20 protein-coding genes and 1 pseudogene are annotated in these 26,351 nt (G+C 61.5%); 4 read left to right on the plus strand and 17 right to left on the minus strand.

What is annotated here, in order from left to right:
• Positions 1–183: 183 nt before the first annotated feature.
• From hutG to hutU, 9 genes are all read right to left on the minus strand, one after another.
• Positions 184–987 (minus strand): N-formylglutamate deformylase, encoded by an 804-nt coding sequence (hutG, locus tag Q8X48_RS04500; RefSeq protein ID WP_407799805.1) that lies wholly within the window; start codon positions 985–987, stop codon positions 184–186.
• A gap of 10 nt (positions 988–997) precedes the next feature.
• The gene (gene hutI / locus Q8X48_RS04505; RefSeq protein WP_407799806.1) at positions 998–2,203 is read right to left on the minus strand and encodes an imidazolonepropionase; all 1,206 of its coding nucleotides are present in this window, start codon (positions 2,201–2,203) and stop codon (positions 998–1,000) included.
• A 17-nt stretch (positions 2,204–2,220) separates the two neighbouring features.
• Entirely contained in the window at positions 2,221–3,630 is a 1,410-nt protein-coding gene (locus Q8X48_RS04510) for an amino acid permease (protein ID WP_407799807.1), read from the minus strand.
• Between the two features lie 109 nt (positions 3,631–3,739).
• Positions 3,740–5,272, minus strand: coding sequence for a histidine ammonia-lyase (gene hutH / locus Q8X48_RS04515; protein WP_095964587.1), 1,533 nt, complete (start codon positions 5,270–5,272; stop codon positions 3,740–3,742).
• A 119-nt stretch (positions 5,273–5,391) separates the two neighbouring features.
• Positions 5,392–6,915 (minus strand): histidine ammonia-lyase, encoded by a 1,524-nt coding sequence (gene hutH / locus Q8X48_RS04520; RefSeq protein WP_407799808.1) that lies wholly within the window; start codon positions 6,913–6,915, stop codon positions 5,392–5,394.
• A gap of 166 nt (positions 6,916–7,081) precedes the next feature.
• Positions 7,082–7,912, minus strand: a complete 831-nt coding sequence (locus tag Q8X48_RS04525; protein ID WP_015093103.1) for a quaternary amine ABC transporter ATP-binding protein — start codon at positions 7,910–7,912, stop codon at positions 7,082–7,084.
• Positions 7,909–8,760: an ABC transporter permease gene (locus Q8X48_RS04530; protein ID WP_217836937.1), complete on the minus strand. Its 852-nt coding sequence runs from the start codon at positions 8,758–8,760 to the stop codon at positions 7,909–7,911. The genes Q8X48_RS04525 and Q8X48_RS04530 overlap by 4 nt, the downstream gene beginning before the upstream one ends.
• A gap of 70 nt (positions 8,761–8,830) precedes the next feature.
• Positions 8,831–9,799 carry an ABC transporter substrate-binding protein gene (locus Q8X48_RS04535; protein WP_015093101.1) on the minus strand — a complete coding sequence of 323 codons (969 nt, stop codon included), beginning with the start codon at positions 9,797–9,799 and terminating at the stop codon, positions 8,831–8,833.
• A gap of 233 nt (positions 9,800–10,032) precedes the next feature.
• A complete protein-coding gene (hutU, locus tag Q8X48_RS04540) occupies positions 10,033–11,700 on the minus strand; it encodes a urocanate hydratase (protein WP_218475790.1) in 1,668 nt (555 codons plus the stop codon).
• Between the two features lie 452 nt (positions 11,701–12,152).
• On the opposite strand from hutU, the gene Q8X48_RS04545 reads away from it, so the two are divergent.
• Entirely contained in the window at positions 12,153–13,790 is a 1,638-nt protein-coding gene (locus Q8X48_RS04545; protein ID WP_407799809.1) for a methyl-accepting chemotaxis protein, read from the plus strand.
• A gap of 6 nt (positions 13,791–13,796) precedes the next feature.
• Here Q8X48_RS04545 and Q8X48_RS04550 read toward each other — a convergent pair whose 3' ends face one another.
• Both Q8X48_RS04550 and hutC read right to left on the minus strand, forming a co-directional pair.
• The gene (locus tag Q8X48_RS04550) at positions 13,797–14,369 is read right to left on the minus strand and encodes a HutD/Ves family protein (protein WP_407799810.1); all 573 of its coding nucleotides are present in this window, start codon (positions 14,367–14,369) and stop codon (positions 13,797–13,799) included.
• Between the two features lie 10 nt (positions 14,370–14,379).
• A complete protein-coding gene (gene hutC / locus Q8X48_RS04555; protein WP_193601812.1) occupies positions 14,380–15,090 on the minus strand; it encodes a histidine utilization repressor in 711 nt (236 codons plus the stop codon).
• A gap of 146 nt (positions 15,091–15,236) precedes the next feature.
• Between hutC and Q8X48_RS04560 the strand changes: the two genes are divergently transcribed.
• The gene (locus tag Q8X48_RS04560) at positions 15,237–16,601 is read left to right on the plus strand and encodes a formimidoylglutamate deiminase (RefSeq protein WP_407799811.1); all 1,365 of its coding nucleotides are present in this window, start codon (positions 15,237–15,239) and stop codon (positions 16,599–16,601) included.
• A gap of 113 nt (positions 16,602–16,714) precedes the next feature.
• Here Q8X48_RS04560 and Q8X48_RS04565 read toward each other — a convergent pair whose 3' ends face one another.
• Both Q8X48_RS04565 and Q8X48_RS04570 read right to left on the minus strand, forming a co-directional pair.
• A complete protein-coding gene (locus Q8X48_RS04565; protein ID WP_015093096.1) occupies positions 16,715–17,284 on the minus strand; it encodes a lipocalin family protein in 570 nt (189 codons plus the stop codon).
• Between the two features lie 30 nt (positions 17,285–17,314).
• Positions 17,315–17,569, minus strand: coding sequence for a hypothetical protein (locus Q8X48_RS04570; RefSeq protein ID WP_007975531.1), 255 nt, complete (start codon positions 17,567–17,569; stop codon positions 17,315–17,317).
• A 297-nt stretch (positions 17,570–17,866) separates the two neighbouring features.
• On the opposite strand from Q8X48_RS04570, the pseudogene Q8X48_RS04575 reads away from it, so the two are divergent.
• A pseudogene (locus Q8X48_RS04575) lies at positions 17,867–18,889 on the plus strand (HAMP domain-containing protein); the annotation flags it as partial.
• A 93-nt stretch (positions 18,890–18,982) separates the two neighbouring features.
• Entirely contained in the window at positions 18,983–19,747 is a 765-nt protein-coding gene (locus Q8X48_RS04580) for a methyl-accepting chemotaxis protein (protein ID WP_371317842.1), read from the plus strand.
• A 133-nt stretch (positions 19,748–19,880) separates the two neighbouring features.
• Here the strand turns inward: Q8X48_RS04580 and Q8X48_RS04585 are convergent, their stop codons facing one another.
• The 4 genes from Q8X48_RS04585 to Q8X48_RS04600 all read right to left on the minus strand — a co-directional run bounded on the left by Q8X48_RS04585 (position 19,881) and on the right by Q8X48_RS04600 (position 26,343).
• Complete coding sequence (locus Q8X48_RS04585; RefSeq protein ID WP_407799812.1) at positions 19,881–20,483, minus strand: DUF924 family protein; 603 nt, start codon at positions 20,481–20,483, stop codon at positions 19,881–19,883.
• 3 nt (positions 20,484–20,486) lie between these two features.
• Positions 20,487–21,497 carry a class 1 fructose-bisphosphatase gene (locus tag Q8X48_RS04590; RefSeq protein WP_007975526.1) on the minus strand — a complete coding sequence of 337 codons (1,011 nt, stop codon included), beginning with the start codon at positions 21,495–21,497 and terminating at the stop codon, positions 20,487–20,489.
• Between the two features lie 272 nt (positions 21,498–21,769).
• Entirely contained in the window at positions 21,770–23,143 is a 1,374-nt protein-coding gene (locus Q8X48_RS04595; protein WP_407799813.1) for a DUF3999 domain-containing protein, read from the minus strand.
• The gene (locus Q8X48_RS04600; RefSeq protein WP_407799814.1) at positions 23,140–26,343 is read right to left on the minus strand and encodes a DUF2339 domain-containing protein; all 3,204 of its coding nucleotides are present in this window, start codon (positions 26,341–26,343) and stop codon (positions 23,140–23,142) included. Before Q8X48_RS04600 ends, Q8X48_RS04595 begins: the two co-directional genes overlap by 4 nt.
• Positions 26,344–26,351 lie beyond the last annotated feature (8 nt).

The raw sequence follows: 26,351 nt of genomic DNA on the forward strand, positions 1-26,351 counted from the left end.
AGCAGACGAGCGGTAAAAGCGACCTGTGGCGACCGTGTTTTGCACGGTGGCGACTGTCAGCCTAACCTGTAGGAGCGAGCTTGCTCGCGATGGTCGTGAACGGTAACGCGCCCAGTCAGACACCCCACGACATTCTCTGGTTTTTCGCGAGCAAGCTCGCTCCTACAGAGACCGCACCAAGCCTTAATGGCTGTAGTGCTTCTCGCCCCAGGCCAGCAGCCCTTGCAGCAACTCCTTGAGCACCGCCCGCGTAGGCTCCGCCAGATCCGCCCGATAACGGAACGGCTCGAACTCTTCCATGTACGTGCACTGCCCGAGTTCCAGTTGCACTGCGTGGATGTTCTCGCCCGGGTTGCCGTAATGGCGGGTGATGTGGCCACCCTTGAAGCGTCCGTTCAGCACGTGGGTGTAATTGTCGTGACGTGCGCAGATGGCTTCCAGCTGACTGGCCAACTGTGGATCGCAACTGGCGCCATTGAAGGTGCCGAGGTTGAAGTCCGGCAGCTTGCCATCGAACAGGTGCGGGATGATCGAACGGATCGAATGCGCATCGAACAGCAGCGCGTAGCCGAACTCGGCCTTCAGTCGCGCCAGCTCCTGCTGCAGGGTGCTGTGGTACGGCGTCCAGATCTTTTCCAGATAGGTCGCACGTTCTTCTTTCGAAGGTTCCATACCTTCACGGAACAACGGCACGCCGTCGAACAGCGTGGCCGGATACAGGCCGGTGGTCGCGCCCACGTACAGTGGCTTGTCGTCGGACGGACGGTTCAGGTCTATGACGAACCGCGAGTATTCGGCAGCCAGAGTACTGGCGCCCAGTTCAGCGGCGAAGTCATACAGCTGCGGAATGTGCCAGTCGGTGTCCGGCAGGCTTTTCGCCTGGGGGATCAGCCCGGCCTCGACTGTCGGCGTCAGACGTACGCCAGCGTGAGGCATGCTGATCAGCAGCGGTACGCGGCCTTGTTTGAAGTTAAGTACCTTATCCACAACGGCTCTCCTACAGATGTGTCTCGACGCCGTGGCGCACGACGCGTTTTTCCAGGTCGCCGCCCAGCCAGTACGACAGGTCGGCCGGACGATCGATTTGCCAGGCGACGAAATCCGCGACCTTGCCGGCTTCCAGCGAGCCGTGGGTATCGGCCATGCCCAGCGCGGTAGCGGCGTGAATCGTGGCACCCGCCAAGGCCTCTTCCGGGGTCATGCGGAAGCAGGTGCAGGCCATGTTCAGCATCAGGCGCAACGACAGTCCCGGTGAGGTGCCCGGGTTGAGGTCGCTGGCGATGGCGATTTTCACGCCGTGCTTGCGCAGGGCGTCCATCGGCGGCAATTGGGTTTCGCGCAGGAAGTAAAAGGCCCCGGGTAACAACACCGCGACGGTACCGGACTCGGCCATGGCGATGGCGTCGTCTTCGGTCATGAACTCCAGGTGATCGGCGGACAACGCGTGGTAACGCGCCGCCAGGCTCGAGCCGTGCAGCGACGACAATTGCTCGGCGTGCAGCTTCACCGGCAAGCCCAGTTCCCGGGCGGTGATGAATACGCGCTCGACCTGCGCCGGCGAGAACGCCAGGTATTCACAGAATGCATCCACCGCGTCGACCAGCCCTTCGGCCGCCAGGGCCGGGAGCATGTCGGCGCAGATGTGATCGATGTAATCGTCAGCGCGATCGGTGTATTCCGGCGGCAAGGCGTGAGCCGCCAGGCAGGTGCTGCGCACGCTGACGGGCAGTTCGGCGCCGAGGCGACGGGCCACGCGCAGCATTTTGCGTTCGTTGGCCAGGTCCAGGCCGTAGCCGGACTTGATTTCGATGCTGGTGACGCCATCGCGCATCAGGCTTTTCAGGCGCTTGGCGGCACTGGCGAACAGTTCGTCTTCACTGGCCGCGCGGGTGGCGCGCACGGTGCTGGCGATGCCACCACCGCTGGCGGCGATTTCCGCGTAGCTGACGCCTTGCAGGCGCTTTTCGAATTCACCGCTGCGGTTACCGCCGAACACCGTGTGGGTGTGGCAGTCGATCAGTCCCGGGGTGACCCAGGCGCCTTCAAGATCATTGACGGCCGGGTAATCCCCCGCCGGCAGTTCAGCGCGCGGGCCGATCCACTTAATGAGCGCGCCTGACGTCACGATGGCCGCATCCTCGATGATCGAGTAGACGCCTTGCGCCATGGTTGCGACGTGACAGTGTTGCCAGAGCGTTTTCATCCTTGGCCTCCGTTAGGTTATCGATGAGAAAAAGTCGGGGCCGGCGTCACCAGGGCAGCCTGGCCTGCCGCCGGTTTCACCCAGGTCAGGTAGGCCAGCACCAGCAACACGATCCACACCACGCCGACTATCAGGGCCGCCTGGGTGTCCGGGAAGTAGCCCAACACGCCGAAGACGAACAGCATGAAGGCAATCGCCGCTATCGGTGCATAGGGCCAGAACGGTACCGGGAATTTCAATTGTGCGACCTGCTCGGCGCTCATGGAACGACGCATGGCCACCTGGGTAAACAGGATCATCAGCCAGACCCAAACCGTGGCAAAGGTCGCGATGGAGGCGATCAGCAAAAACACGTTTTCCGGGATCAGGTAGTTCAGCAACACGCCGAGCAACAGCGCGGCGCTCATCACCACAACGGTCATCCATGGCACGCCGTTGCGCGACAGCCGTGCGAAGCCCTTGGGTGCGTGTCCCTGCTGAGCCAGGCCGTACATCATGCGGCCAGCACCGAAGATGTCACTGTTGATGGCCGAGATCGCCGCCGAGATCACCACGATATTGAGGATGGTCGCCGCCGAGCTGATGCCCAGATTGTCGAAAATCTGCACGAACGGGCTGCCCTGGCTGCCGATCTGCTGCCATGGAAAGATCGACATCAGCACCAGCATCGTCAGGACGTAGAACAACAGGATGCGCAGCGGCACGGCGTTGATCGCCCGGGGCAGCACATGCTGCGGGTCCTTGGCTTCACCGGCGGTCACACCGATGATTTCAATCCCGCCGAACGCGAACATCACCACCGCGAACGAAGCGATCAGGCCGCTCACGCCATTGGGCATGAAGCCGCCATGGCTCCAGAGATTGCTGATGTCGGTCGCCTGGGCGCCGGGCGCCGTGCTGATGCCGAACAACATGATGCCGAAGCCACCCAGGATCATCGCGACAATGGCCGCGACCTTGAGCAGCGACAGCCAGAACTCCATTTCACCGAAGACCTTGACGTTGCACAGGTTCAGGCCGCCCACCACCGAGACGATGCCCAGCACCCAGATCCAGCGGGAAACCTCCGGGAACCAGAAGCCCATGTAGATTCCGAATGCAGTGACGTCGGCCATGCCGACGATGACCATTTCGAATGCGTAGGTCCAACCGAGGATGAAGCCCGCCATCGGCCCTAGATAGGTGCTGGCGTACTGGCCGAAAGAACCGGCCACCGGATTGTGCACAGCCATCTCACCGAGGGCGCGCATGACCATGAACACCGCCGCGCCACCAATCAGGTACGCGAGCAGCACCGCAGGCCCGGCCATTTGAATGGCCGAGGCAGAACCGTAAAACAGCCCGGTGCCGATTGCCGACCCCAGCGCCATGAAGCGAATATGTCGGGCAGAGAGCCCGCGTTTCAAACCCTTTGCTGGCTGTTGCATTGCTCGTCCTTAATTATTGTTATTCGACGCAAAATCGAATCGCTGGCAAGCCAGCTCCTACAGGTTCAACGCGATCCATGTGGGAGCGGGCTTGCTCGCGAAGGGGCCATTACAGGCTCGGCAGCAACTTCGTCGAAACCAGCTCGTTCAGGCAACGCGAAGCCAACAGCTCGGTCGCGGCATTGATGTCCGGCGCAAAGAAGCGGTCCTTCTCATAGAACGGCACTTCGTTGCGCAGGATGGCGCGGGCCTTTTCCAGCTTCGGCGAAGTCTTCAGACCATTGCGCAGGTCCAGGCCCTGGACTGCCGCGAGCCATTCCACCGCGAGAATCCCACGGGTGTTCTCGGCCATTTCCCACAGACGCTTGCCAGCAGCCGGGGCCATGGACACGTGGTCTTCCTGGTTGGCCGAGGTCGGCAGGCTGTCCACCGAATGCGGATGGGACAGCGCCTTGTTTTCGCTGGCCAGTGCCGCGGCGGTCACCTGGGCGATCATGAAGCCGGAGTTCACGCCGCCGTTGGCCACCAGGAACGGCGGCAGTTGCGACATGTGCTTGTCCATCATCAGCGAGATGCGGCGCTCGCTCAGGGAGCCGATTTCGGCGATGGCCAGGGCCATGTTGTCGGCGGCCATGGCCACCGGCTCGGCGTGGAAGTTACCGCCGGAAATCACGTCACCTTCCGCGGCGAACACCAGCGGGTTGTCCGATACGGCGTTGGCTTCGATCGCCAGCACTTCGGCGGCCTGACGGAACTGGGTCAGGCAGGCGCCCATGACTTGCGGCTGGCAACGCAGGGAGTACGGGTCCTGGACCTTCTCGCAGTTTTCATGGGAGTCGGAGACTTCGCTGCGCTCGCCGAGCAGATCGCGATAAGCGGCGGCCGCGTCGATCTGGCCTTTCTGGCCACGGGCCGCATGGATGCGGGCGTCGAACGGCGAACGCGAGCCCAGTACCGCTTCCACGGTCAGGCCGCCCAGTGCCAGGGCACCGGCGAACAGGTCCTCACCTTCGAACAGGCCGCGCAGGGCGAAAGCAGTGGACACCTGGGTACCGTTGAGCAGCGCCAGGCCTTCTTTCGCGGCCAGGGTCAGCGGGGTCAGGCCGGCGACTTTCAGCGCTTCGGTGGCTTCCATCCACTCGCCTTTGTAGCGTGCCTTGCCTTCGCCCAGCAGCACGAGCGACATGTGGGCCAGAGGCGCCAGGTCACCGGAAGCACCCACCGAACCTTTCAGTGGAATGTGCGGGTACACCTCGGCGTTGATCAGGGCGATCAGCGCGTCGATCACCACACGGCGGATGCCGGAGAAACCACGGCTCAGGCTGTTGACCTTGAGCACCATGATCAGGCGCACCAGCTCGTCGCTGATCGGCTGGCCGACACCGGCGGCGTGGGACAGCACCAGCGAGCGCTGCAGGTTTTCCAGGTCTTCGCTGGCGATGCGGGTCGAGGCCAGCAGGCCGAAACCGGTGTTGATGCCGTAGGCGGTGCGGTTCTCGGCGAGGATCTGCTCCACGCAGGCCACGCTGGCTTCGATCTGGGCTGCAGCGCTGTGATCGAGGGTGATTTTGACCGGTTGCTGATAGACATCACGCAGTTGGGCAAGGCTCAGTTGGCCGGGAATCAAATTAAGCGCAGTCATGTTCATTCTCCTTTTGAGAGTTTGTTGTTAACTACCAGACGCTCCGGAAATATCCGTTGTCCGTCGCTTCCCCCCTTTTAAGGGGGCTGGCGCCTTGGCACGCTGGTCTTGTTTGGAAATCAGTTCAAGTTCGGTAAGGTTTTTTGCAGCAAAGCAGGGTCTTTCAGAACCCCGGCAGCGGCAGCAATGTCCGGCGCCAGCCAACGGTCCTGGTCATAGGCAGGAACGTGCTCACGCAGCAGACGCCAAGCGGCATCGGTGCCCGCGCCGAAGCGTTGTTCTTTCAAGAATTCAAACGCCTGGGCCGCCAACAGGTACTCGATGGCGAGGATCTGCGTGCAGTTTTCCAGGGCGCGATGCAGCTTCAGCGCTGCGTTGGTGCCAAGGCTCAGGTGATCTTCCTGCAGGCCCGACGTCACGTAGTTATCCAGCACCGCCGGTTGCGCCAGCTGGCGGTTCTCCGCGCACAGGGAAGCGGCCACGTATTGCACGATCATCATCCCGGAGTTCACCCCCGGGTTGGCCACCAGGAACGCCGGCAAGCCGCTGACGTGCGGGTTGATCAAGCGGTCCAGGCGACGTTCGGCAATCGAGCCGATTTCCGCCATGGCAATCGCCAGCAGGTCCGCAGCCATGGCCACGGACTGGCCGTGGGGGTTGGCCTGGGACACCACTCGGTAGTTGTCCGCAGTGCCCAGCACCAGCGGGTTGTCGGTGGCGCCGTTGAGTTCGGTTTCGATCTGCCGGGTCGCGTGCACCAGTTGATCGCGCGCAGCGCCGTGCACTTGCGGGATCGAGCGAATGCTCAGGGCATCTTGCGTGCGAATGCCTTTGCTCTGGGCGATCACTTCACTGCCGTCAAGCAAGGCGCGCAGGTTGATCCCGACCTGTTGCATGCCAGGGTGCGGCTTGAGCGCGATGATCTCGGCATCGAACGCGTCGATCTGCCCGCGCTGGGCTTCGAAGCTCATGGCGCCGATCACGTCGGCCCATTCCAGCAGGCGCGTAGCGTCGGCAATGGCCAGGCAGCTCAGGCCGGTCATGCACGGCGTGCCGTTGACCAGGCACAAACCGTCCTTGGCGCCAAGCTTGACCGGCTGCAGGCCTTCTTCGGCCAGCGCCCGTTGCGCGGCAACGATCTGCCCGCGATAGCTGACATTGCCCACGCCCAGCAGCGCGATGCCGATGTGGGCCATGTGGGTCAGGTAGCCCACGGAACCCTGGGACGGCACCTGCGGAGTGATGCCGCGGTTGAGCAGTGCCAGCAGCGCTTCGACGACCTGACGGTGCAGGCCGGATTTGCCGTGGCTGTAGTTGACGATGGCGGCGCACATGATCGAACGGGTCTGCTCGTCGGCCAGGGGTGCACCAACGCCGCAGGCGTGGCTGAGCAAGGTATTGCGCGACAATTGGCTGAGTTGCTCGTCCTGCAGCGAGACGTTGCACAGCGCGCCCAGGCCGGTGTTGATGCCGTAGGCACGTTCGCCGCTGGTGACGATGCGCTGGACGATGGCCTGGGCGTTTTCGATGCGTGCCCAGATCGGCGCCGACAGCTCAAGCTGCGCGCCATGACGAGCGACGGCGACCACATCCTGCCAGGTGACCTGCGCTTGGGTGATAACGATTTTTTCAGCCTGGGACATCTTCAACCTCTGCGTACAAACCCGAATATTGATGCAGCTTTACCGGCCTTATCGCGAGCAAGCTCGCTCCCACAATGGATCTCCGGTGTTCACAAAATCCCTGTGGGAGCGAGCTTGCTCCGGGCGGCGTTCCGACGATGAGGCCAGCACAGCCGGCACAAACCTCTTAAACCACCGCCGCCCGACGCTGCACAAAGCGGTCGACATACTCATCCGCCGGCGAGTGCAGGATCTCTCTCGGCGTGCCGACCTGGATCAGGCGGCCGTCCTTGAGGATCGCGATGCGATTGCCGATGCGCACGGCCTCGTCAAGGTCGTGGGTGATGAAGACGATGGTCTTGTGCAGGGTCTTTTGCAGTTCCAGCAACTGGTCCTGCATCTCCGCACGAATCAGCGGATCGAGGGCACTGAACGCTTCGTCCATCAGGATGATGTCGGTGTCCGCCGCCAAGGCGCGGGCCAGGCCCACACGCTGGCGCATACCGCCGGAAAGCTGATGCGGGTATTTGTTTTCGTAACCCTTGAGGCCCACGGTGTTGATCCAGTGCAGCGCACGCTCGGCGCACATGGCTTTGCTTTCGCCACGGATTTTCAGGCCGTAGGCGACGTTGTCCAGCACGCTCTTGTGCGGCAACAGGCCGAAGCTCTGGAAGACCATGCTGATCTTGCGCCGGCGAAATTCGCGCAGGGCTTCCATGTCGTATTGCAGGATGTCCACGCCGTCCACCAGGATCGCACCGCTGGTCGGGTCGATCAGGCGGTTGAAGTGGCGTACCAGGGTCGACTTGCCGGAACCCGACAGGCCCATGATCACGAAGATCTCGCCGCTGCCGATGCTCAGCGACAGGTCGTTCACGCCGACCACGCAGCCGGTTTCGGCCAGCACCTGATCCTTGGTCTTGCCCTGGCCGACCATGGCCAGCGCGTCCTTGGAACGGTTGCCGAAAATCTTGAAGACGTTTTTGACTTCGATCTTGCTCACGGTTGCGTTGTTCATTTGCTCACCTCATGCCGTGCGCGACCATACGCCTGTGTAATGCGGTCGATCACCACAGCCAGAATCACGATCGCCAGACCGGCTTCGAGGCCACGTCCGACGTTGAGGGTCTGAATCCCCACCAGCACGTCTTCACCCAGGCCACGGGCACCGATCATCGAGGCAATCACTACCATCGACAGGGCCATCATGGTGGTCTGGTTGATGCCCGCCATGATGCTCGGCAGGGCCAGCGGCAGTTGCACGCCGAACAGTTGCTGCCAGCGGTTGGCACCGAAGGCGTTGATCGCTTCCATCACTTCGCCGTCGACCTGGCGAATGCCCAGGTCGGTCAGGCGGATCAGCGGCGGCGCGGCGTAGATCACGGTGGCGAAAATCGCCGGGACCTTGCCCAGGCCAAACAGCATCAGCACCGGGATCAGGTACACGAAGCTCGGCATGGTCTGCATGATGTCCAGCAACGGCATCAGCACCGAACGCAGGCGATTGCTGCGTGCCGAGAGAATGCCCAGCGGTATGCCGATCAACACCGAAATGATCGTCGCCACCATCATCAGCGCCAGGGTCTGCATCAGCTTGTCCCAGAGGCCGACCGCACCCACCAGGAACAGCAGGCCGACGATCACTGACGTGGTCACGACTTTACGGGTCGCGTGCCAGGCCACGCCCGCCACGATCGCCAGCATCAGCCACCAGGGCGCTGCACGCAGCAGCCCTTCAAGATTGACGATGGCCCACAGGAGCGTGTCGGAGATGCTGCGAAATACGTCGCCGTAGTTGGTGACCAGCGAATCGACCCAACTGTTGACCCAGTCGGCGATGGAAAAGGTAAAGCTTTCGGGAAACATAAGAGACTCTCAATCAAGGGGTTGCGATCAAGCGTCCGACTGCCGTTGCCAGCAGTCGGAGAAGCCCAACCTACAAGGCCGCGTCGATTTTCTTGGCTGCGTCTTCGCTCACCCACGCGTGCCAGACTTCAGGATGTTCCTTCAGGAAGATCTTGGCCAGTTTTGGTGATTCGATCCGCTCTTTGCTCATGCGCCCAAGGTTCTGGTTCAGCAGGTCGATTGGCACGTTGACCTTTTCCAGCACGGCCACCAGTTCCGGGGCTTCGTCGTGGAAGGTCTTGGACAGACCGACCTTGATGGTCACAGTCTTGTTCACGCCTGGTTTCTCTTCGAGTTTCACCGCGTCGATCTGGCCCATCAGCGGCGTTGGCGACCAGTAGTAGAACAGGATCGGCTCGCCACGCTTGTAGCTTGACAGCACCGCGGCATCCAGCGCCGGGCCGGTGCCTGGGCGGAAGTTGGTGTAGGTGCTTTCCAGGCCGTAGCTTTTCAGCATTTCGCTGTTGTCCAGCTCGCAGGTCCAGCCGGCCGGGCAGTTGTAGAAACGGCCCTTGGATGGCTCTTCGGCGTCCTTGAACACCGCCGAGTATTTGCCCAGGTCAGCGATGTTTTTCAACTCCGGCGCCTTGGCTTCCAGCTTGCGCTTGGCGTCGCCTTCGATCACGTAGCGCGGCACGTACCAGCCCTCGACAGCACCCACGACAGGTGCGCCGACACCGACGACCTTGCCGGCTTTCTCAGCCTTGTTCCAGACTTCGCTGCGGCCGACCCACTCTTCGGCAAACACTTGAATATCGTTGCTGCTCAGGGCGTTTTCCATGGTGATGGAGTTACCCGGCAGGCTGTCAGTCTTGCAGTCGTAGCCTTTCTCCAGCACGACTTGCATCACGTCGGTCAGCAACATGGCGCTTTCCCAGTTCAAACCGGCGAATTTCACCGGTTTGCCCGACTCGCACCAACCCGCCGCCTGAGTGGCGCCAGCGCTGGCCAGCAGGCCCATGGAAAGCAATGTGGTCAGCAGGGTCTTGTTCGATTTCATTGTTGTGACGCTCCTAATCATGAATTGGCTTACGGCAGTCAAGAGGCATCCAGCCCTGTCCACGTCCAATCAGGCCTGCGCCGCAGCGCGACCGACATTCAGCTTTTGTTCGGTGACAGCGTCCTGCTCGAAACGGCAGGATCAAACGGTCTGGTGTTGCGCTATGCCGCTGCCTGGCCAGTGAGAGCGAGCGGACTCGCTCTCACATAAAAGCAGCTCCCACGGATCAGGTGTTACTTGCCGGTAATCATCGGCAGGTTCAGCCCTTGCTCCTTGGCGCAGTCGATGGCGATCTGGTAACCGGCATCGGCGTGACGCATAACGCCAGTGGCCGGGTCGTTGTGCAGCACGCGAGCGATACGCTCGGCCGCTTCGTCAGTACCGTCGCAGACGATCACCATGCCCGAGTGCTGGGAGAAGCCCATGCCGACGCCGCCGCCGTGGTGCAGGGACACCCAGGTCGCGCCGCTCGCGGTGTTGAGCAGGGCGTTGAGCAGTGGCCAGTCGGACACGGCGTCGGAACCGTCTTGCATCGATTCGGTTTCGCGGTTCGGGCTCGATACCGAGCCGGAGTCCAGGTGGTCGCGGCCGATCACGATTGGCGCGGACAGCTCACCGCTACGTACCATTTCGTTGAACGCCAGGCCCAGCTTGGCGCGCAGGCCCAGGCCAACCCAGCAGATACGTGCCGGCAGGCCCTGGAAGCTGATGCGCTCGCGCGCCATGTCCAGCCAGTTGTGCAGGTGGGCATCGTCCGGGATCAGTTCTTTTACTTTAGCGTCGGTCTTGTAGATGTCTTCAGCGTTGCCCGACAGCGCCGCCCAACGGAACGGACCAATACCGCGGCAGAACAGCGGACGGATGTAGGCCGGTACGAAGCCTGGGAAGTCGAATGCGTTTTCCACGCCTTCTTCCTGGGCCATCTGACGGATGTTGTTGCCGTAGTCGAAGGTCGGCACGCCCATTTTCTGGAAGTCCAGCATCGCTTTGACGTGCACGGCCATCGATTGCTTGGCGGCCTTGATCACAGCGGCAGGTTCAGTCTTGGCGCGAGCGCGGTACTGGTCCCAGGTCCAGCCGGCAGGCAGGTAACCGTTGAGCGGGTCGTGGGCGCTGGTCTGGTCGGTGACCATGTCCGGACGCACACCGCGCTTGACCAGTTCCGGCAGGATTTCAGCCGCGTTACCAAGCAGCGCGATGGAGATCGCCTTGCCTTCTTTGGTGTACTTGTCGATACGCGCCAGCGCGTCGTCGAGGTCTTTGGCTTGTTCATCGACATAGCGGCTTTTCAGGCGGAAATCGATGCTGACCTGCTGGCATTCGATGTTCAGCGAGCAGGCACCGGCCAGGGTTGCCGCCAGAGGCTGGGCACCGCCCATGCCGCCCAGGCCAGCGGTCAGGACCCACTTGCCCTTGAGGTTGTCGTTGTAGTGCTGGCGACCGGCTTCGACGAAGGTTTCGTAGGTGCCCTGGACGATGCCCTGGCTGCCGATGTAGATCCAGCTGCCGGCGGTCATCTGGCCGTACATGGCCAGGCCTTTGGCGTCCAGTTCGTTGAAGTGTTCCCAGCTCGCCCAGTGCGGCACCAGGTTGGAGTTGGCGATCAGTACGCGCGGGGCGTTGGCGTGAGTCTTGAACACGCCGACCGGCTTGCCGGATTGCACCAGCAGGGTTTCGTCTTCGTTGAGGTTGGTCAGGCTTTCGACGATCTTGTCGTAGCATTCCCAGTTACGGGCGGCGCGACCGATACCACCGTAAACCACCAGTTCCTTAGGGTTCTCGGCAACTTCCGGGTCGAGGTTGTTCATCAGCATGCGCAGCGGCGCTTCGGTCAGCCAGCTCTTGGCGGTCAGCTTGTTACCGCGGGCAGCGCGGATTTCAACGTCACGAAATTTAGTCACGAAAAGAACTCCTCAGCAATCAATCCAAAACCAACCCAGGCAGTGGGCGAGCAAGCCAATGGGCATCAGTGCACACCGGCGAATCAGTGGACGATGGTTGAGTCCTCGTGACTCATACACATACGTCTTTACTTGTACATACAAGCATATGCAATCAAGCGGCCAACTTGTTGGATGAGCATTCAAGAAAAATCCTGAAACGGCTGGAAAGCGCCTGGAACAAGGGATCCAGGGAAGATGAAATATTTTTCGGGGGATTTTTGTGACGAGGGGACGTTGTTACTTGAGCGGGGTTTTGCGCCACGCTGGGGCGTTCGGTAACACCTGATGCCCAATTGAGCGCATTCCAGAAACACCCTACAACATCATCAGAAACATCCGACTCTACCTCCATCAATCCTCGCCGACTTCCCGAGCAAGCCCCCTGATGTCACTTCTGCGAGGAACCCGTAATGAAACAGTGGAAAGTCCAAACCCACCTGCTCCTGCTTGCCGGCATTCTCCTGAGCAGCCTGACCGGCATCGGCGCACTCGGCCTGTACGGCATGCGCGCTACGGTCCAGGGACTGGAGACGGTTTACCTGGACCGGGTCATTCCGCAACAGGACCTGAAGAAAATCTCCGAGCTGTATTCAGTCCGGATCGTCAACGCTATCCACAAAGCCCGCGATGGCATCCTCAGTGGCGTCGACGCAGCGCAGCAGATACGGCAAGCGATGCTTGAAATCGAACCGCTCTGGAGCACCTACCTCTCGACTCGCCTGGTTGATGAAGAGGTGCGACTGATCAACGAAATCACACCGCTGATGCAGGCGACCAAAGTACCGCTCCAGCGTTTGCAGGCGGTCTTGAACCGCAACAACGCCGCCAGTCAGAGCCTGGAGCAGTTCGCCACACACCAGCTTTACCCCTTGATCGACCCGCTGACCTCACTGTTCTCGCAGCTGACGGATGCTCAACTGAAAGAAGCTCGCCATCAGTTCGAGCACAGCCAGGCACTCTATGAGACCAATATGAGGCTGATGGCCGTGGTCCTGGCTCTGGCACTGTTGTTTGGCAGTCTTTATGCCCTGCTGTTCAGCGCCAGGCTGGCGCGATACCTGGGCGCCGAGCCTCACGAGCTGGCCAGTATCAGCACAAGGATTGCCCAGGGCAGGCTCGGCGATCCGGTGAACAGTCACGCGACGTCGACGGGTGTCATGCAATCGGTCGAGGCCATGCGACGCAGCCTGGCCAGCATGATCGGCAAGGTGCGCGAGGCCTCGCAGCATATCGAGTCCTCGACCCTGAACCTGAGCATCTCGTCTGAACAAGGCCTGAAACAGGCTGCCGAGCAAAATGGCGCGGCCTCCTCCATTGCCGCCGCCGCGGAACAGATGTCAGCCAACATTACACACATCGCCGAGAACGCCGCGCAGGCGCACGACACCACCCAAAAGGCCGAGCAGATCACCGCTTTCGGCATTGCCACCATGGAGCGCTCTATCCTCGAGATGCAGCAGATCGCCCAGCTGGTGACCCAGTCGTCGGATGAAATCGACCAATTGACCCTGCACTCCAACGCCATCGGGAAAATTGTCGGCATGATCCACAGCATTGCCGAACAGACCAATCTGCTCGCACTCAATGCCACCATCGAGGCGGCGCGGGCCGGTGAACAAGGACGCGGGTTTGCCGTGGTGGCTGACGAAGTGCGGGAACTGGCAACCCGCACGACCCGCTCTACCGCCGAGATTGTGGTGCTGGTGAGCACCATTCAAAGCGGCATGAGAAAGGCCAACAGCAGCATGAACACCGGGCGCGAGCGCGTACTTCAGGGCCAACAACTGATCGACAGCGCCGGCGCGTCGATGAATGACGTCAAGACCGCGCTCAACGCGTCACTCAATGCCGTCAGCCAGATCTCCAATGCCCTGCAGGAACAGCGTGAAGCCAGCGAAGACGTGGCGCGCAATGTGGAAAACGTGGCGCAGCGGGTCGAGGAAAATGTCGCGGCGCAACAGCAGGCGGTGCACACCATCCAGGCACTCAAGCAGATGTCGAGTGAGCTGGAGGCGACCGTTCGAGGTTTTACCCTCGAACGGGAATGACCGGGATCAGTCGCGCGAGGTCAGTTCGATCACGCAGCACAGCCCATTGATGGCGACATCCAGTAATCCGGCATCAGCCTCCAATTGCAGGCAATCATGACGGCCCAATTGCTGGGCGTTGTTATCGACCGACACCTCAACCTGCTCACTCATGCTGAACACCAACACCGTGCCCGCCGAGCTGAAGAACCGCTGCTCGCCCGACAACCACTGCAACCGCGCGCTGTAACGCTGCGGCGCGTAAATCAGGTTGAAATCGCGAATCGGCCCACCGAGCAATGTGCAGGACACCTTGCTTTCACCACTGAAGGCAAACGGGTCCAGCGGTAACAGTGGCCGTGTGGTCTGGCCATCCACCGTCAGGGTCATGCCGTCGCCCTGCAAAACGGTGATCACTCGCTCATAACCGGCAAAAGTGGAAAAACCGCCCGATTCGCCAATGTCGGCAATCGACAGGCGCCAGCCAAACCCATCCAGGCCGGTGCCGGCATCACGGGTGATTTCTTCGGTGCTGCCGCCGCCGTTTTTCCACGGCATGCGCGGGTAATCCACCGCACGTAAAACTTTCAGACTACTCATTTATGGCTCTCTATTTATGAAACCGACCTTCCAGACGATGACGGGAACCAGGGTGGATCAAGCGAGCGGCGGTCACCGGCTGACGACCGGACCAGGTGCGGCGACGGATCAGCAGGCACGGCTCGCCCTTTTCAATCTGTAGCAATTTGCATTCGGACGGCTCGGCCAGGATCGCCTCGACCACGTGCTCGCCTTCGGTCAGCGGCGCGACCTGGTTCAGATAGGCGTAGGGCGTTTGCAGGGTGAAGTCCTGCTTGAGGTAATCCGGCGCCACCAGCGCGTTAACGAAACGGTCTTCGATCTGCACCGGAATATCGTTTTCGAAATGCACGATCAGTGAATGGAACACCTTCTGCCCTTCGCGCATGTCCAGGGCCAGGGCGCGCTCGGAGCCGGCGGCCTCTTCTTCAAGGGTGATGACCTGGCAGGTGTGGCGATGACCGCGAGAGGCGATTTCATCGGCGATGTTGTGCACTTCGAACAGCGCGGACTGGCTTTTCGGCTCGGCGACGAAGGTGCCGACGCCTTGCATGCGCACCAACAGACCGTCGGCAGTCATCTCGCGCAGGGCACGGTTGATGGTCATGCGGCTGAAGCCCAACTGGCTGACCAGCTCACTTTCCGACGGAACGCGGTAGTGCGGCGGCCAGTTTCCACTGTCGATTTGCTGAGTGATCATTTGTTTGACGCGGGCGTACAAGGGCGCCGGACTGTCGCCCATGTTCGCGGCCAACGGAGAGACTGGAGGCGGAGTCGGCACGGTTAATCCTTGGTCGTTTAGTTGATGTCGCTAGCTTGCCGGAGTTTACCGGGCAGGCAAACGTCTGTATATGTATATACAAATAACACACGATGGGGTGCTGAACCATGTCCGCCTTCTTTGCCGAACGCGCGCTGCTGCCTAGTGGATGGGCCAACAATGTACGTCTTGAGGTCAGCGCCGATGGCGTATTGACCCATATCCAGGCCGATTCTCATGCAGATGGCGCCGAGCGGTTGAGCGGTCCGCTGCTGCCTGGCATGCCGAATCTACACTCCCACGCCTTCCAGCGGGCCATGGCCGGGCTGGCGGAAGTGGCGGGCAATCCGAACGACAGTTTCTGGACCTGGCGCGACCTGATGTATCGCCTCGTCGGAAAAATCAGCCCGGAGCAACTCGGCGTCATCGCCCGTCAGCTGTACATCGAAATGCTCAAGGCCGGTTACACCTCGGTCGCGGAATTTCATTACGTACACCATGACTTCAGCGGCCAACCTTATGCCGACCCGGCTGAACTGGCCCTGCGTATCAGCCAGGCAGCAAGTTCCGCGGGCATCGGCTTGACCCTGTTGCCGGTGCTCTACAGCCACGCAGGTTTCGGTGGTCAGTCCCCGAACGAAGGCCAGCGCCGCTTCATCAACAGCACCGAAAACTACCTCAAGCTGCAGTCGCGCCTGCACCCGGTCCTGGCGCAGCAACCGGCGCAAGCCCTGGGCTTGTGTTTCCACTCGCTGCGCGCGGTCACGCCGCAGCAGATCAGCGAAGTGCTGGCAGCCAGCGACAAGCAGTGCCCGGTGCACATCCACATCGCCGAGCAGCAGAAAGAAGTCGACGACTGCCTGACCTGGAGTGGCCGTCGTCCGCTGCAATGGCTGTACGAAAACGTCGACGTCGATCAACGCTGGTGCCTGGTCCACGCGACCCACGCCAATCCGGAAGAAGTCACGTCGATGGCCAAGAGTCGCGCCATCGCCGGCCTGTGCCTGACCACCGAAGCCAACCTCGGCGACGGGATCTTCCCGGCGGTGGACTTCCTCGCCCAGGGCGGTCGCATGGGTATCGGTTCCGACAGCCATGTGTCATTGAGCGTGGTGGAAGAGTTGCGCTGGCTGGAATACGGCCAGCGTCTGCGCGACCAGCGGCGAAATCGTTTGTATGGCGCGGAGCAGCCGATGGTCGGGCGCACGCTGTTTGATGCCGCGCTGGATGGCGGCGCTCAGGCACTGGGCCAGCCGATTGGCGCGCTGGAAGTCGGCAAGCGCGCCGACTGGCTGGTGCTCGACGGCAACGATCCGTACCTGGCAACAGCCAACGGCGACGGGATTCTCAACCGCTGGCTGTTTGCCGGTGGCGATCGTCAGGTGCGGGATGTGCTGGTCAATGGCCAGTGGGTAGTGCGCGATGGGCGCCATGCTGATGAAGAAGAAAGCAGCCGCGCCTTCACCCAGGTCCTGCGCGAACTCTTGGGTTGACACCAAAAACCTGTGGGAGCGAGCTTGCTCGCGATAGGGCCATCAGCTTCAACAATGATGTTGACTGACAGTCCGTCATCGCGAGCAAGCTCGCTCCCACAGGGGTATATGTATCAGTTCGAGGTCTTGGCCATCTGCTGTTCCGACGCCCGCCAGATCAACCGGGTAGTGTCGTAACCCTGCTGACGCGCCCTGCTCAGCAGCTCCTCGCGCACCACTCCATTCACGGTCGGCGTGCGCGACAACAGCCACAGATACTTGCGGCTCGGGTCACCGACGATGGCGGTCTTGTAGTCATCGCTGACGTACAGCACCCAATAATCGCCCTTCGCCGTACCCGGGATCAGCCTGGAAAACCAGGTATCGAACTCGACCTTCAGCTTGTCGTTCTTGCCGGGCACCTCCGGATAAGCCGTGCCCTTGACCTCTTCCCATTGCCACTGCGCTGTCAGGCAGCGGTTCAATACCGCGACGTTGCCATCGGGTTTAAGCGTGTAATGGGCTTCGGATTGCGCACAGTCGCGCTGGAAGTACATCGGCAGACGGGCCAACTCGTACCAGGTGCCCTGGTAGCGCTTGAGGTTGACGCTGTTGGCCGTCTTGGGTGCCAAAGGGTCCGGGCCAGACGTGGCACAGCCAGCCAACACCAGGCCGGCAAAAAGGATGATCAATAACCGCTTCATTATTTTTCTCCCGTGGGCGATCGCCCCGGTTTACTTCAGGCCTTGGCCGGAAAACATCAGCACTTTGTCACCGGCGAATTGCACGCTGATAAAGCTGTTCTTGTCGCCCCAGGTGCAACTGGACATGCCGAGCGCGCCTGAACAATCGGCGGGTTTGCCCAACAGGGTCTCCACATCGGCCTTGGCCATGCCGGCCGAGAGCTTCGAGTAGTTTTCCTGATTGACCTTGCTGCAGGCAGCGAGCAATACGCAGAATGAAAGCAGGGCGATGGAACGCAGCGACATGGTGAAACTCCGGGGGGGCGTAGGGGATTGGCATGGCTGCCAAGCTGAAGCTTAGAAGAGAAAACCCCTGTCTGGTTCCCTGCCCGGCAGGCTATTTATCGGGCCACTCGTCTGCCTTTTGCCGAAAATCATTCACTTTCCTCGTTCACCGAGCATTTCGTCGTTTTTCAGGAAAATCCGCCTAATCTTTGGCGCCGTTCAGTCGACATAAATGCAACGCAATGCCACGTCGGTGGCATTTGCTCCCCCATTTTGTAGAACAGCCCCTCTGCGGTAGCTCATCCCATGACCAGAAACATGAAGTTCAGCCACAAGATCTTGCTGGCTGCCGCCCTCGTGGTGGCCGTCGCATTCGCTTGTTTCATCCTGTTCAACGACTATCGCCAGCGCGAAACCCTGCGCAACAGTACCGAGGCTTCGATGCAGGAACTCGGCAGCCTGACCACCAGCAACATCCAGACCTGGCTGGAAAGTCGCATGCAATTGCTGCAGTCGATGGCCCAACAGGTCAGCGCCGATGGCAATGCACCCGCCAGTCTGAAACGGATCATCGACCTGCCCGCCTACACCGGCAACTTCCAGCTGAGCTACTTCGGTGGCGCCGACGGCGTGATGTTCTCGGTCCCGGCCGGCAACCGCGCCGCGGACTACGACCCACGTGCCCGTGGCTGGTACAAAGCAGCCAATAGCGCACAACAGACCATCGTCACCGAACCCTACATCGCCGCCTCCTCCGGCAAACTGGTGATCACCGTGGCCACCCCGGTGCAGCACCAGGGTCAGATGATCGGCGTCGCTGGCGCCGACATCGATCTGTCCAGCGTCAGCGCGATCATCAACTCGCTGAACTTCGGTGGCCACGGTCATGCGTTCATCGTCGGTGCCGACGGCAAGATCCTGATTCACCCGGACAGCAAGCTGGTGCTCAAGAGCCTGGCCGAGGCCTATCCGAGCGACACACCGAAAGTCAGCCCGGGCCTGAAAGAAGTCGAGATCGACGGCAAGCGCCAGTTCATCTCCTTCACCCACGTCAACGGCGTGCCATCGGCGAACTGGTACGTGGCACTGGTGCTCGACCAGGAAACGGCGTTCTCGATGCTCAGCGAATTCCGCACCTCGGCGATCATCGCCATGGTGATCGCCGTAGTGATCATCATCGCCCTGCTGGGCATGCTGATCAGCCTGCTGATGCAGCCGCTGCTGACCATGGGTCGCGCCATGCACGACATCGCCGAAGGCGAAGGTGACCTGACCAAACGCCTGACCATTCACGGCCACGACGAATTCGGCGCGCTGGGGCTGTCGTTCAACCGCTTCGTCGAACGCATTCACACCTCGATCATCGAAGTGGCCTCGGCCACCGGGCAGGTCAACGAAGTGGCGCTGCGTGTGGTGGCCGCGTCGAACTCGTCAATGTACAACTCCGACCAGCAAGCCTCGCGCACCAGCAGCGTGGCTGCGGCGATCAACCAGCTCGGCGCCGCCGCCCAGGAAATCGCGCAGAACGCCGCCCTCGCCTCGCAGCACTCCAGCGACGCCCGCAGCCTGGCCGAAGACGGCCAGCAGGTGGTGGATAAAACCATCGCGGCGATGCAGCAGTTGTCGGCGAAGATCAGCGACTCCTGCGGCAACATCGAAACCCTCAACAGCAACACAGTCAACATCGGGCAGATCCTGGAAGTGATCACCAGCATCTCCCAGCAGACCAACTTGCTGGCGCTCAATGCCGCCATTGAAGCGGCCCGCGCCGGTGAGGCCGGTCGCGGTTTTGCCGTGGTGGCCGATGAGGTACGCAACCTCGCTCACCGCACCCAGGACTCAGCGCAGCAAGTGCAGACGATGATCGAAGAGCTGCAAGTCGGCGCCCGCGCAGCGGTGGGCATCATGACCGACAGCCAGCGCCAGAGCGAAAGCAGCGTCGGCATCGCCAACCAGGCCGGCGAACGCCTGGGCAGCGTGACCCAGCGCATCGGCGAGATCGACGGCATGAACCAGTCCGTGGCGACAGCGACCGAAGAGCAGACCGCCGTGGTGGAGTCGATCAACGTCGACATCACCGAAATCAACACGCTGAACCAGGAAGGCGTGGAGAACCTGCAGGCGACCTTGCGTGCGTGTGCTGATCTTGAGCAGCAGGCGGCGCGGTTGAAGCAGCTAGTGGGAAGCTTCAGGATCTAAGGCGCACTCACCGGCCCCTTCGCGAGCAAGCCCGCTCCCACAGGGATCAAGGACGGGCACAAATTTTGTGTCCGACCAAATCAACTGTGGGAGCGGGCTTGCCCGCGAAGGCGGCATCAGCCGCCATGAAGATCTAGAACCTCGACCCAGGCTTCGACAGAAACGCCAATTCCTCAGCCGTAGACGCCCTCCCCAACACCGCATTGCGATGCGGAAACCGCCCAAACTGCGCAATCACTTGCTGATGCCGCTCGGCATAGTCCAGGTAATCGCTGAACAGTGCCCGATCGCTTTCCGGCTGCTGCGCCACCAATTCGATATAGCGCGAGACGCCTTCGTTCTGCACCGCCAGGTTCTCGCTATGCTCGAACACCAGGTAGATGAACACCCGCTGGATCGGCTGCAACTGCCGGTCGAAATCCGCGGCAATGCCTTGCGCCACCAGTGTCTGAGCCCTGATGTCACCGGAAAAAGCCTTGGGAGAATCGCGAAAGATCATTCGCGGGAGTTGATCGAGCAACAGCACCAGGGCCAGCCAACCTTCGGGACGTTGCATCCACTCGGTCAATCCGCCGGCCAGTGCCTGCTCGACCCAGTCCCCGAAACGCTCACGCGCTTCGAGGTCCTGGCTGTCGCGCTTGCCGAACCATAACCTGCCCTTCTGCGCCGCCACTTCGCTCGCCGATCCGGAGCTTCCGAACCACCAATCAAGCAACGGCTGCCAGGGCGCAGTCATGGTTTATTCCTTGTGATAAGCCGTGACGCGGGCCACTTCTTCTTTCGAACCGAGGAACACCGCCACACGCTGGTGCAGGCCTTCCGGCTGGATGTCGAGGATGCGCTGGTGGCCGTCGGTGGACGCGCCGCCCGCCTGCTCCACCAGGAACGACATCGGGTTGGCTTCGTACATCAGACGCAGCTTGCCCGGTTTGGACGGCTCGCGGCTGTCACGTGGGTACATGAACAGACCGCCGCGGGTCAGGATGCGGTGCACGTCGGCCACCATCGCGGCGACCCAGCGCATGTTGTAGTTCTTTTTCAACGGGCCTTCATCGCCTGCCAGCAATTCGCTGACATAGCGCTGCACCGGTGCTTCCCAGTGACGCTGGTTGGACGCGTTGATGGCAAATTCCTGGGTGGCTTCAGGAATGGTGATGTTTTCGTGGGTCAACACGAAGCTGCCCATTTCACGGTCCAGGGTGAAGCCTTTCACGCCGTCGCCCAGGGTCAGGATCAGCATGGTCTGCGGACCGTAGATCGCGTAACCGGCGGCCACTTGCTGGGTGCCTGGCTGCAGGAAGGCCTTTTCATTCAAAGGTTCGTTCTGGCTCAGGTATTCGTTAGGGCAACGCAGTACCGAGAAGATAGTACCGACCGGGGCGTTGATGTCGATGTTCGACGAACCGTCCAGCGGGTCGAATACCAGCAGGTACGCGCCTTTCGGGTATTTGCCCGGGATCTGGTAGGCGTTGTCCATTTCTTCGGACGCCATGCCGGCCAGGTGACCGCCCCATTCGTTGGCTTCGAGCAGGATTTCGTTGGAGATCACGTCGAGCTTCTTCTGCACTTCGCCCTGGACGTTTTCAGTGCCCATGCTGCCCAGTACACCACCCAGGGCGCCTTTGGACACGGCGTGGTTGATCTCCTTGCAGGCACGCGCCACCACTTCGATCAGGAAGCGCAGATCGGCAGGAGTGTTGTTGCTGCGGGTCTGCTCAATCAAATAGCGACTCAAGGTAACGCGGGACATGGAAGGCTCCGGTGGAATGGGGGGCTAAAAACCCGCGCAGTTTAACGCGAGTCGGGGCGCATTTCCTCCTATCAGACGTGATCCGCCGAAGAGAGTTCATGCGCGGGGTTGAGCGTAGATGGAAATGGGCTGCGTGTGAGCCGGAAAGTAGCGCTCATCTCAGCATTTTTATTGACTGATATACCGCTATCGCGAGCAAGCTCGCTCCCACAGGGACAGCGCAATACCTGTGGGAGCGAGCTTGCTCGCGATTGGGTGCCCAGCACCCACGGTCAGGATTTGACAGAAGGCTTGCGCAGCAGACTGAACGCCATCGCCGCCAGGACCACCACGCAGAGCAACAACACCGCCCACAAACCGAATTTCTTCCAGTGGCTGTCGACCGGCGCAGACGTAGCGCCTGCCGACGGCTGCGTAGCCGCCGCCCCGACATCCACCAGGGCCCGGCCCAGGGTCGCCAGCTTCTGCGGGCTGTAATCCGGAATCAACGTCGATAGCGGCAAGTTGGCTGCCTTCGCCGCGGCATTCCCCACCACCAGCGTGTATGGCCCCGGCCCACGTGCCAGAAACACCAGTTGTGTGGCGCGCATGGCAAACTTCAGCGTCGGTGCCTGATCACCCAGGCCGCCACCGCGCTCGTCCACGGTCAGTTTCAATTGCTGGACGATTTGCCCGGACAACTGCAATTGGTTTTGCACCGCGTCCTGACCATTCTGCGTCAGGCGATAGAGCAAACCGCTGCCCAACGACTGCCATGGCAGGCTGCTGTCGCGCCGGCCGGCCAGGCTCACTGGCGCCAGGCTGTTGGGCTGGCTCAATTCGACCTGCACCCGCTCGACATTAAGCCCCATCGGCAACTGCCAGGTGTATTCACCCGCCTTCACGCTGCTGCCGGCCAATGCCTGGGACCAGACCAACGGCAGTGGCAGGCTGCGGGTACTGGAGCTTTGCAGTTGCGCCGACGTCAGTGTCGGCGCCGAATGCGGGGTGATCCACAGCAACCGCAGGTAGCGCGCCGACTGGCCCGGCAGGTTGACTTCATGCTGCTCGACCCGCTCGTCGGAAAAGGTCAGGCGCGCCACCTGCCCTTCGCCCCAGGACTGCCAATGCTGCAGATCATCGCTGGCTTCGATGGTGAAACGCTGGAAGCCGTCGCGTTCGCTGGTCCAGTCGAGAATCAATTGCTGCAATGGCGCCTTGATAGCGGACGCGTCGAGCAACCAGCCGCGCAACTCCTCCTCACCTGCCTCCAACTGACTGGAGGGCTGCACCTCGACCAAGGTGCCGTTGGTGCTCGATTGCACCCGTACGCTCGGCGCGGTTTCAGTGGCGTCCACCGAGTTGTACAGCGCAAACCATTTCACCTCGGTGAAGGTACGCGTTTCATCGCTCCGCGCCGACTCCCGGGCCAAGGCATAAGCCTGAGCTTCACCCACGGCGTTGAATACACGCACATCGCTCAGGTCAGCCTGCCGTGCATTCAGTTGTACGCTCAGGGGCAGTTCAAGGCGATACCAAGGTCCTTCGCCCGTTACCGACAAAGGCACTTGGGTGGTGAAGTCCGCCGGTTTTTCCTGGGCAACCGCCGACAACACCACACCCATGGCAACAATGCCCAGCCAACCCAGGTTCAGCTTCTGACTCAAGACGACACTCCTTGTGATTCCGGGACCGGTTTGCCGCTATCCGGCGCAGTTTCGGCGCGTTTGGGCGGTAGCGGAGCGAAATAACCCACCACCAGCAGCAACACGCCGACACCAATGAACGACACGATTCGCGCCAGCCCGCCGCGATTGCTCAATTCGACAAAAAACAGCTTGGCCACGACCACGCCAATCAAGGCCGCACCGATCAGCCAGACTTCACGACGGCGACGCAAATGGCCGCCGATCATCAGGCTCAGGGCCATCAAGGTCCAGACAATGGACAGGCCGGCTTGTACTCGCATCGACTCCAGCAACAGATCCAGCTCGAACGGCACCGCGCTCCAATGGTGCGCCGTGCGCATCACCAAGGCCGTAAAGAACACGAACAGCGAGGCACCTGCGACCCCTTGCGTGGCAATAGCGGCGTAATCCTTGCGGACAGCCAGTTGGGGCATGGCGCTGCGGGACCAGACGTAGACGCCGAACAACGCAAACAACAGGCCCAGCTCCAGCGGATTGATCAATGGCACGTAAGGCAGTGGCTCGGCGTTGCCCTCACTGGCGATGTTTGCCAGCCAGAACCAGCCGAGCATCAGCAAGGCCAGCGGCGCAGCGGCGTACACGCGGTATTCCCGAGAATAGGCCGACACCGGCCAAGGCCATGCGCGAGGTGCTGCCATCAACACCAGATACAGGCTTGGCAGAATCGCCCAGCCCAACCAGCGCCAGGCGTTGTATTGCTCGGACAACACCAGCAAGGCGTAACGCAGTTCCAGCGCCAGCACACCCATCAACAGCCAGCAGCCAAGCACATGAGCGACGCTCAGCACAGGCGCTGGCAACATGGGCGCCAGGCGTCGCAGGGACATGAAATGCACGACGAACACGGCGGCCCACGCCAGCCAGCCAAAGTTGGCCGCCGGGTGATAACGCGAGTGCAAGGCCGCGAGCAGCACCAGCGCCGCAGCGGGTATCAACACCGTGCCGAGTCCCCCCAGTGACGGCCATTTCAGGCGCAGCGCCAATACCGTCCACAGCGCAACACTCACGGCAGCGATGCCCAACAACAACGTCGCCTGCATCGACTGCGGCGCAAAATGCAGCACTTCGATAACCCAGGCCAGCGCCCACCAACCCGCGCCCCACACCAGCAACGCCTGGGACAATCGCAACAGACTCAGACCTTTGAACGCGGTGAACGAATGACCGATCTGCAAACGCCAGGCCCCGACCATCGCGGCCAGCCCCAGCAGCAGCGGCGCCCAGAACCCGCCATGGGCCAGGGGCTGCAGACCGTCACTGAACTGTGGCCCAGCCGTCAGGAACAGCGCGCCACCCAACAGTTGCACAGCGAACGCGGCGAACACGAACGTGCGCGATTGCAGGTGCAAGCCAACAAACAACGTGAGCGCCCCGGCCAAGGCCCAACTGATCACCGTGCCGTGGCTGAAGAAAAACAAGGGAGCCAGCAAATAGAGAAACGCCAGCCCGAGACAGGCCAATACCGGCAGGCCTTTGAGCTCCCATGGCCTGATCTGCTCCGGTGAGGCTTTGCGCAATTGGTAGAAACTGAACAGCAACGCGACGCCCAGTAACAGCGCACCTAGCGGTACACCGCCGAGCAGGCTGCTCTCGCTGTCGTGCAGCTCGCGGAGAAACGCCAGCGCCGCCCCCAGTTGCAGCAGCAAGGCAAAGGCCCGGCCCAAGGGCCTTTGTTGGCGCAGACCGAGCCAGAAAATCCCCGCGCCTTCCACCGCCCATGCCGCCGTCGTCCAGCGCGCATCGAGCCCCAGCGGTATCGCCAGGCTGGCGAAGATCACGCCCAGGGCCAGGCAGGTTTCGCCCAACAACAGCGTGCGCCCGGCCATCAGCCAACGGGCAAGCCCCATATAAATGATACCCAGTGCCAAGGCACTGAATGCAGCAGCGAATTCAAGATGCTGCACCAGCACGAACTGCAAGCCGAAACCCACCAGTGGCGGGCCGAACAGCAGTGTGCCGTCGACGTAGTCACCCTTGCGCGCCGACCAGCGCAGCAGTGCTTCGCGACTGCCGTCTGCGGGTGTATCGCCCATCTCCATCAATCTGCGCCGGGCGAACAGCAGACCAATGGCCAGGTACATCAGGAAAAACAAAATCAGAAACGGCTCGGTGCTCCACAACAGCTCCGGCGAGTAGGAGCGCAGGCCCCAGGCGAATCCAATGCCAAAGGTGCCGGTGAAGCCGATGACATTCAACAGCCGCCAGGCCTTGAACCAGGCGATGGCGAAGATACCGGAGTTGAGCAGGGTAAAGTAACTGAACAGCGCGACATGGCTGCCGGTGCCGGTGGAGGCCAGGATGGGCGCGGCGAATCCGCCCAGTGCGGCCGCGGCGGCCAGCCCCAGGGAATCCTGGGCAATGGCGAGAATCGCCGAACAGACCGTCACCGCCACCAGCAGGCCAAACCCCGCCGAGGGCTCGAGCAGCGGATGCAGGCGCATCGCGGCAAACACCGTCAGGTACAGCACGGCAATCCCGGCGCCCTGCAGGATCAATGCATAACTGCTGTTGCGGGCCCTCAACCACCAACCCAGCCCGAGCAACCCCAGTGCTGTGGCAGCCACGCCTGCGTAGCGCAACTCAACCGGCACCACCACGCCTTCAGTGGCATAGCGCAGCAGAAAGGCCAGGCCGAGGAACAGCAGCACCACGCCGACGCGCAACACGGTATTGCCACCGAACAACCAGGCGCGGGCGCGACCTATGGCGCGGTCGATGAGATTCGGGCCACGCGGAGAGACAGGCGATTGCGCTTCGCGAGCGGTCGGTTCGGGTTTCCAGGCATCGGCGGCCGGACGCCTGATTTCGCTGGCCGCAGCCTGGATTGGCTCGAGTTCGGGCGGCAGTTCCCAGATCAATTCCGTGGCTGCGGCAGGGGCTTCATCAAGGAAGGTTTCAGGTGAGACAAGCGGCTCGCGGGTTTCCGGCGCCTTGCCGCCGGATGCTTCGAGCAGCGCCAGCCGTTGCTCGACCGCTTGCAGGGCTACCTGCGCCTGCTCCAGCAAACGCTGCTGCTCGACGGCCTGCGAGTCCATGCGAGCCAAGCGAAGGGCCTGGCCGATACCCAACCCGAGTAACGCGCCCAGCAGCGCATCGCTGAATGACTCGTCGAGTATCCAGCCGAGCACCAGCCCTATCAGCATGAACATCCATTGCATGGTCGATA

Source organism: Pseudomonas sp. QLc11A (assembly GCF_052112305.1).
Taxonomy (GTDB): Bacteria; Pseudomonadota; Gammaproteobacteria; order Pseudomonadales; family Pseudomonadaceae; genus Aquipseudomonas; species Aquipseudomonas laurylsulfatiphila.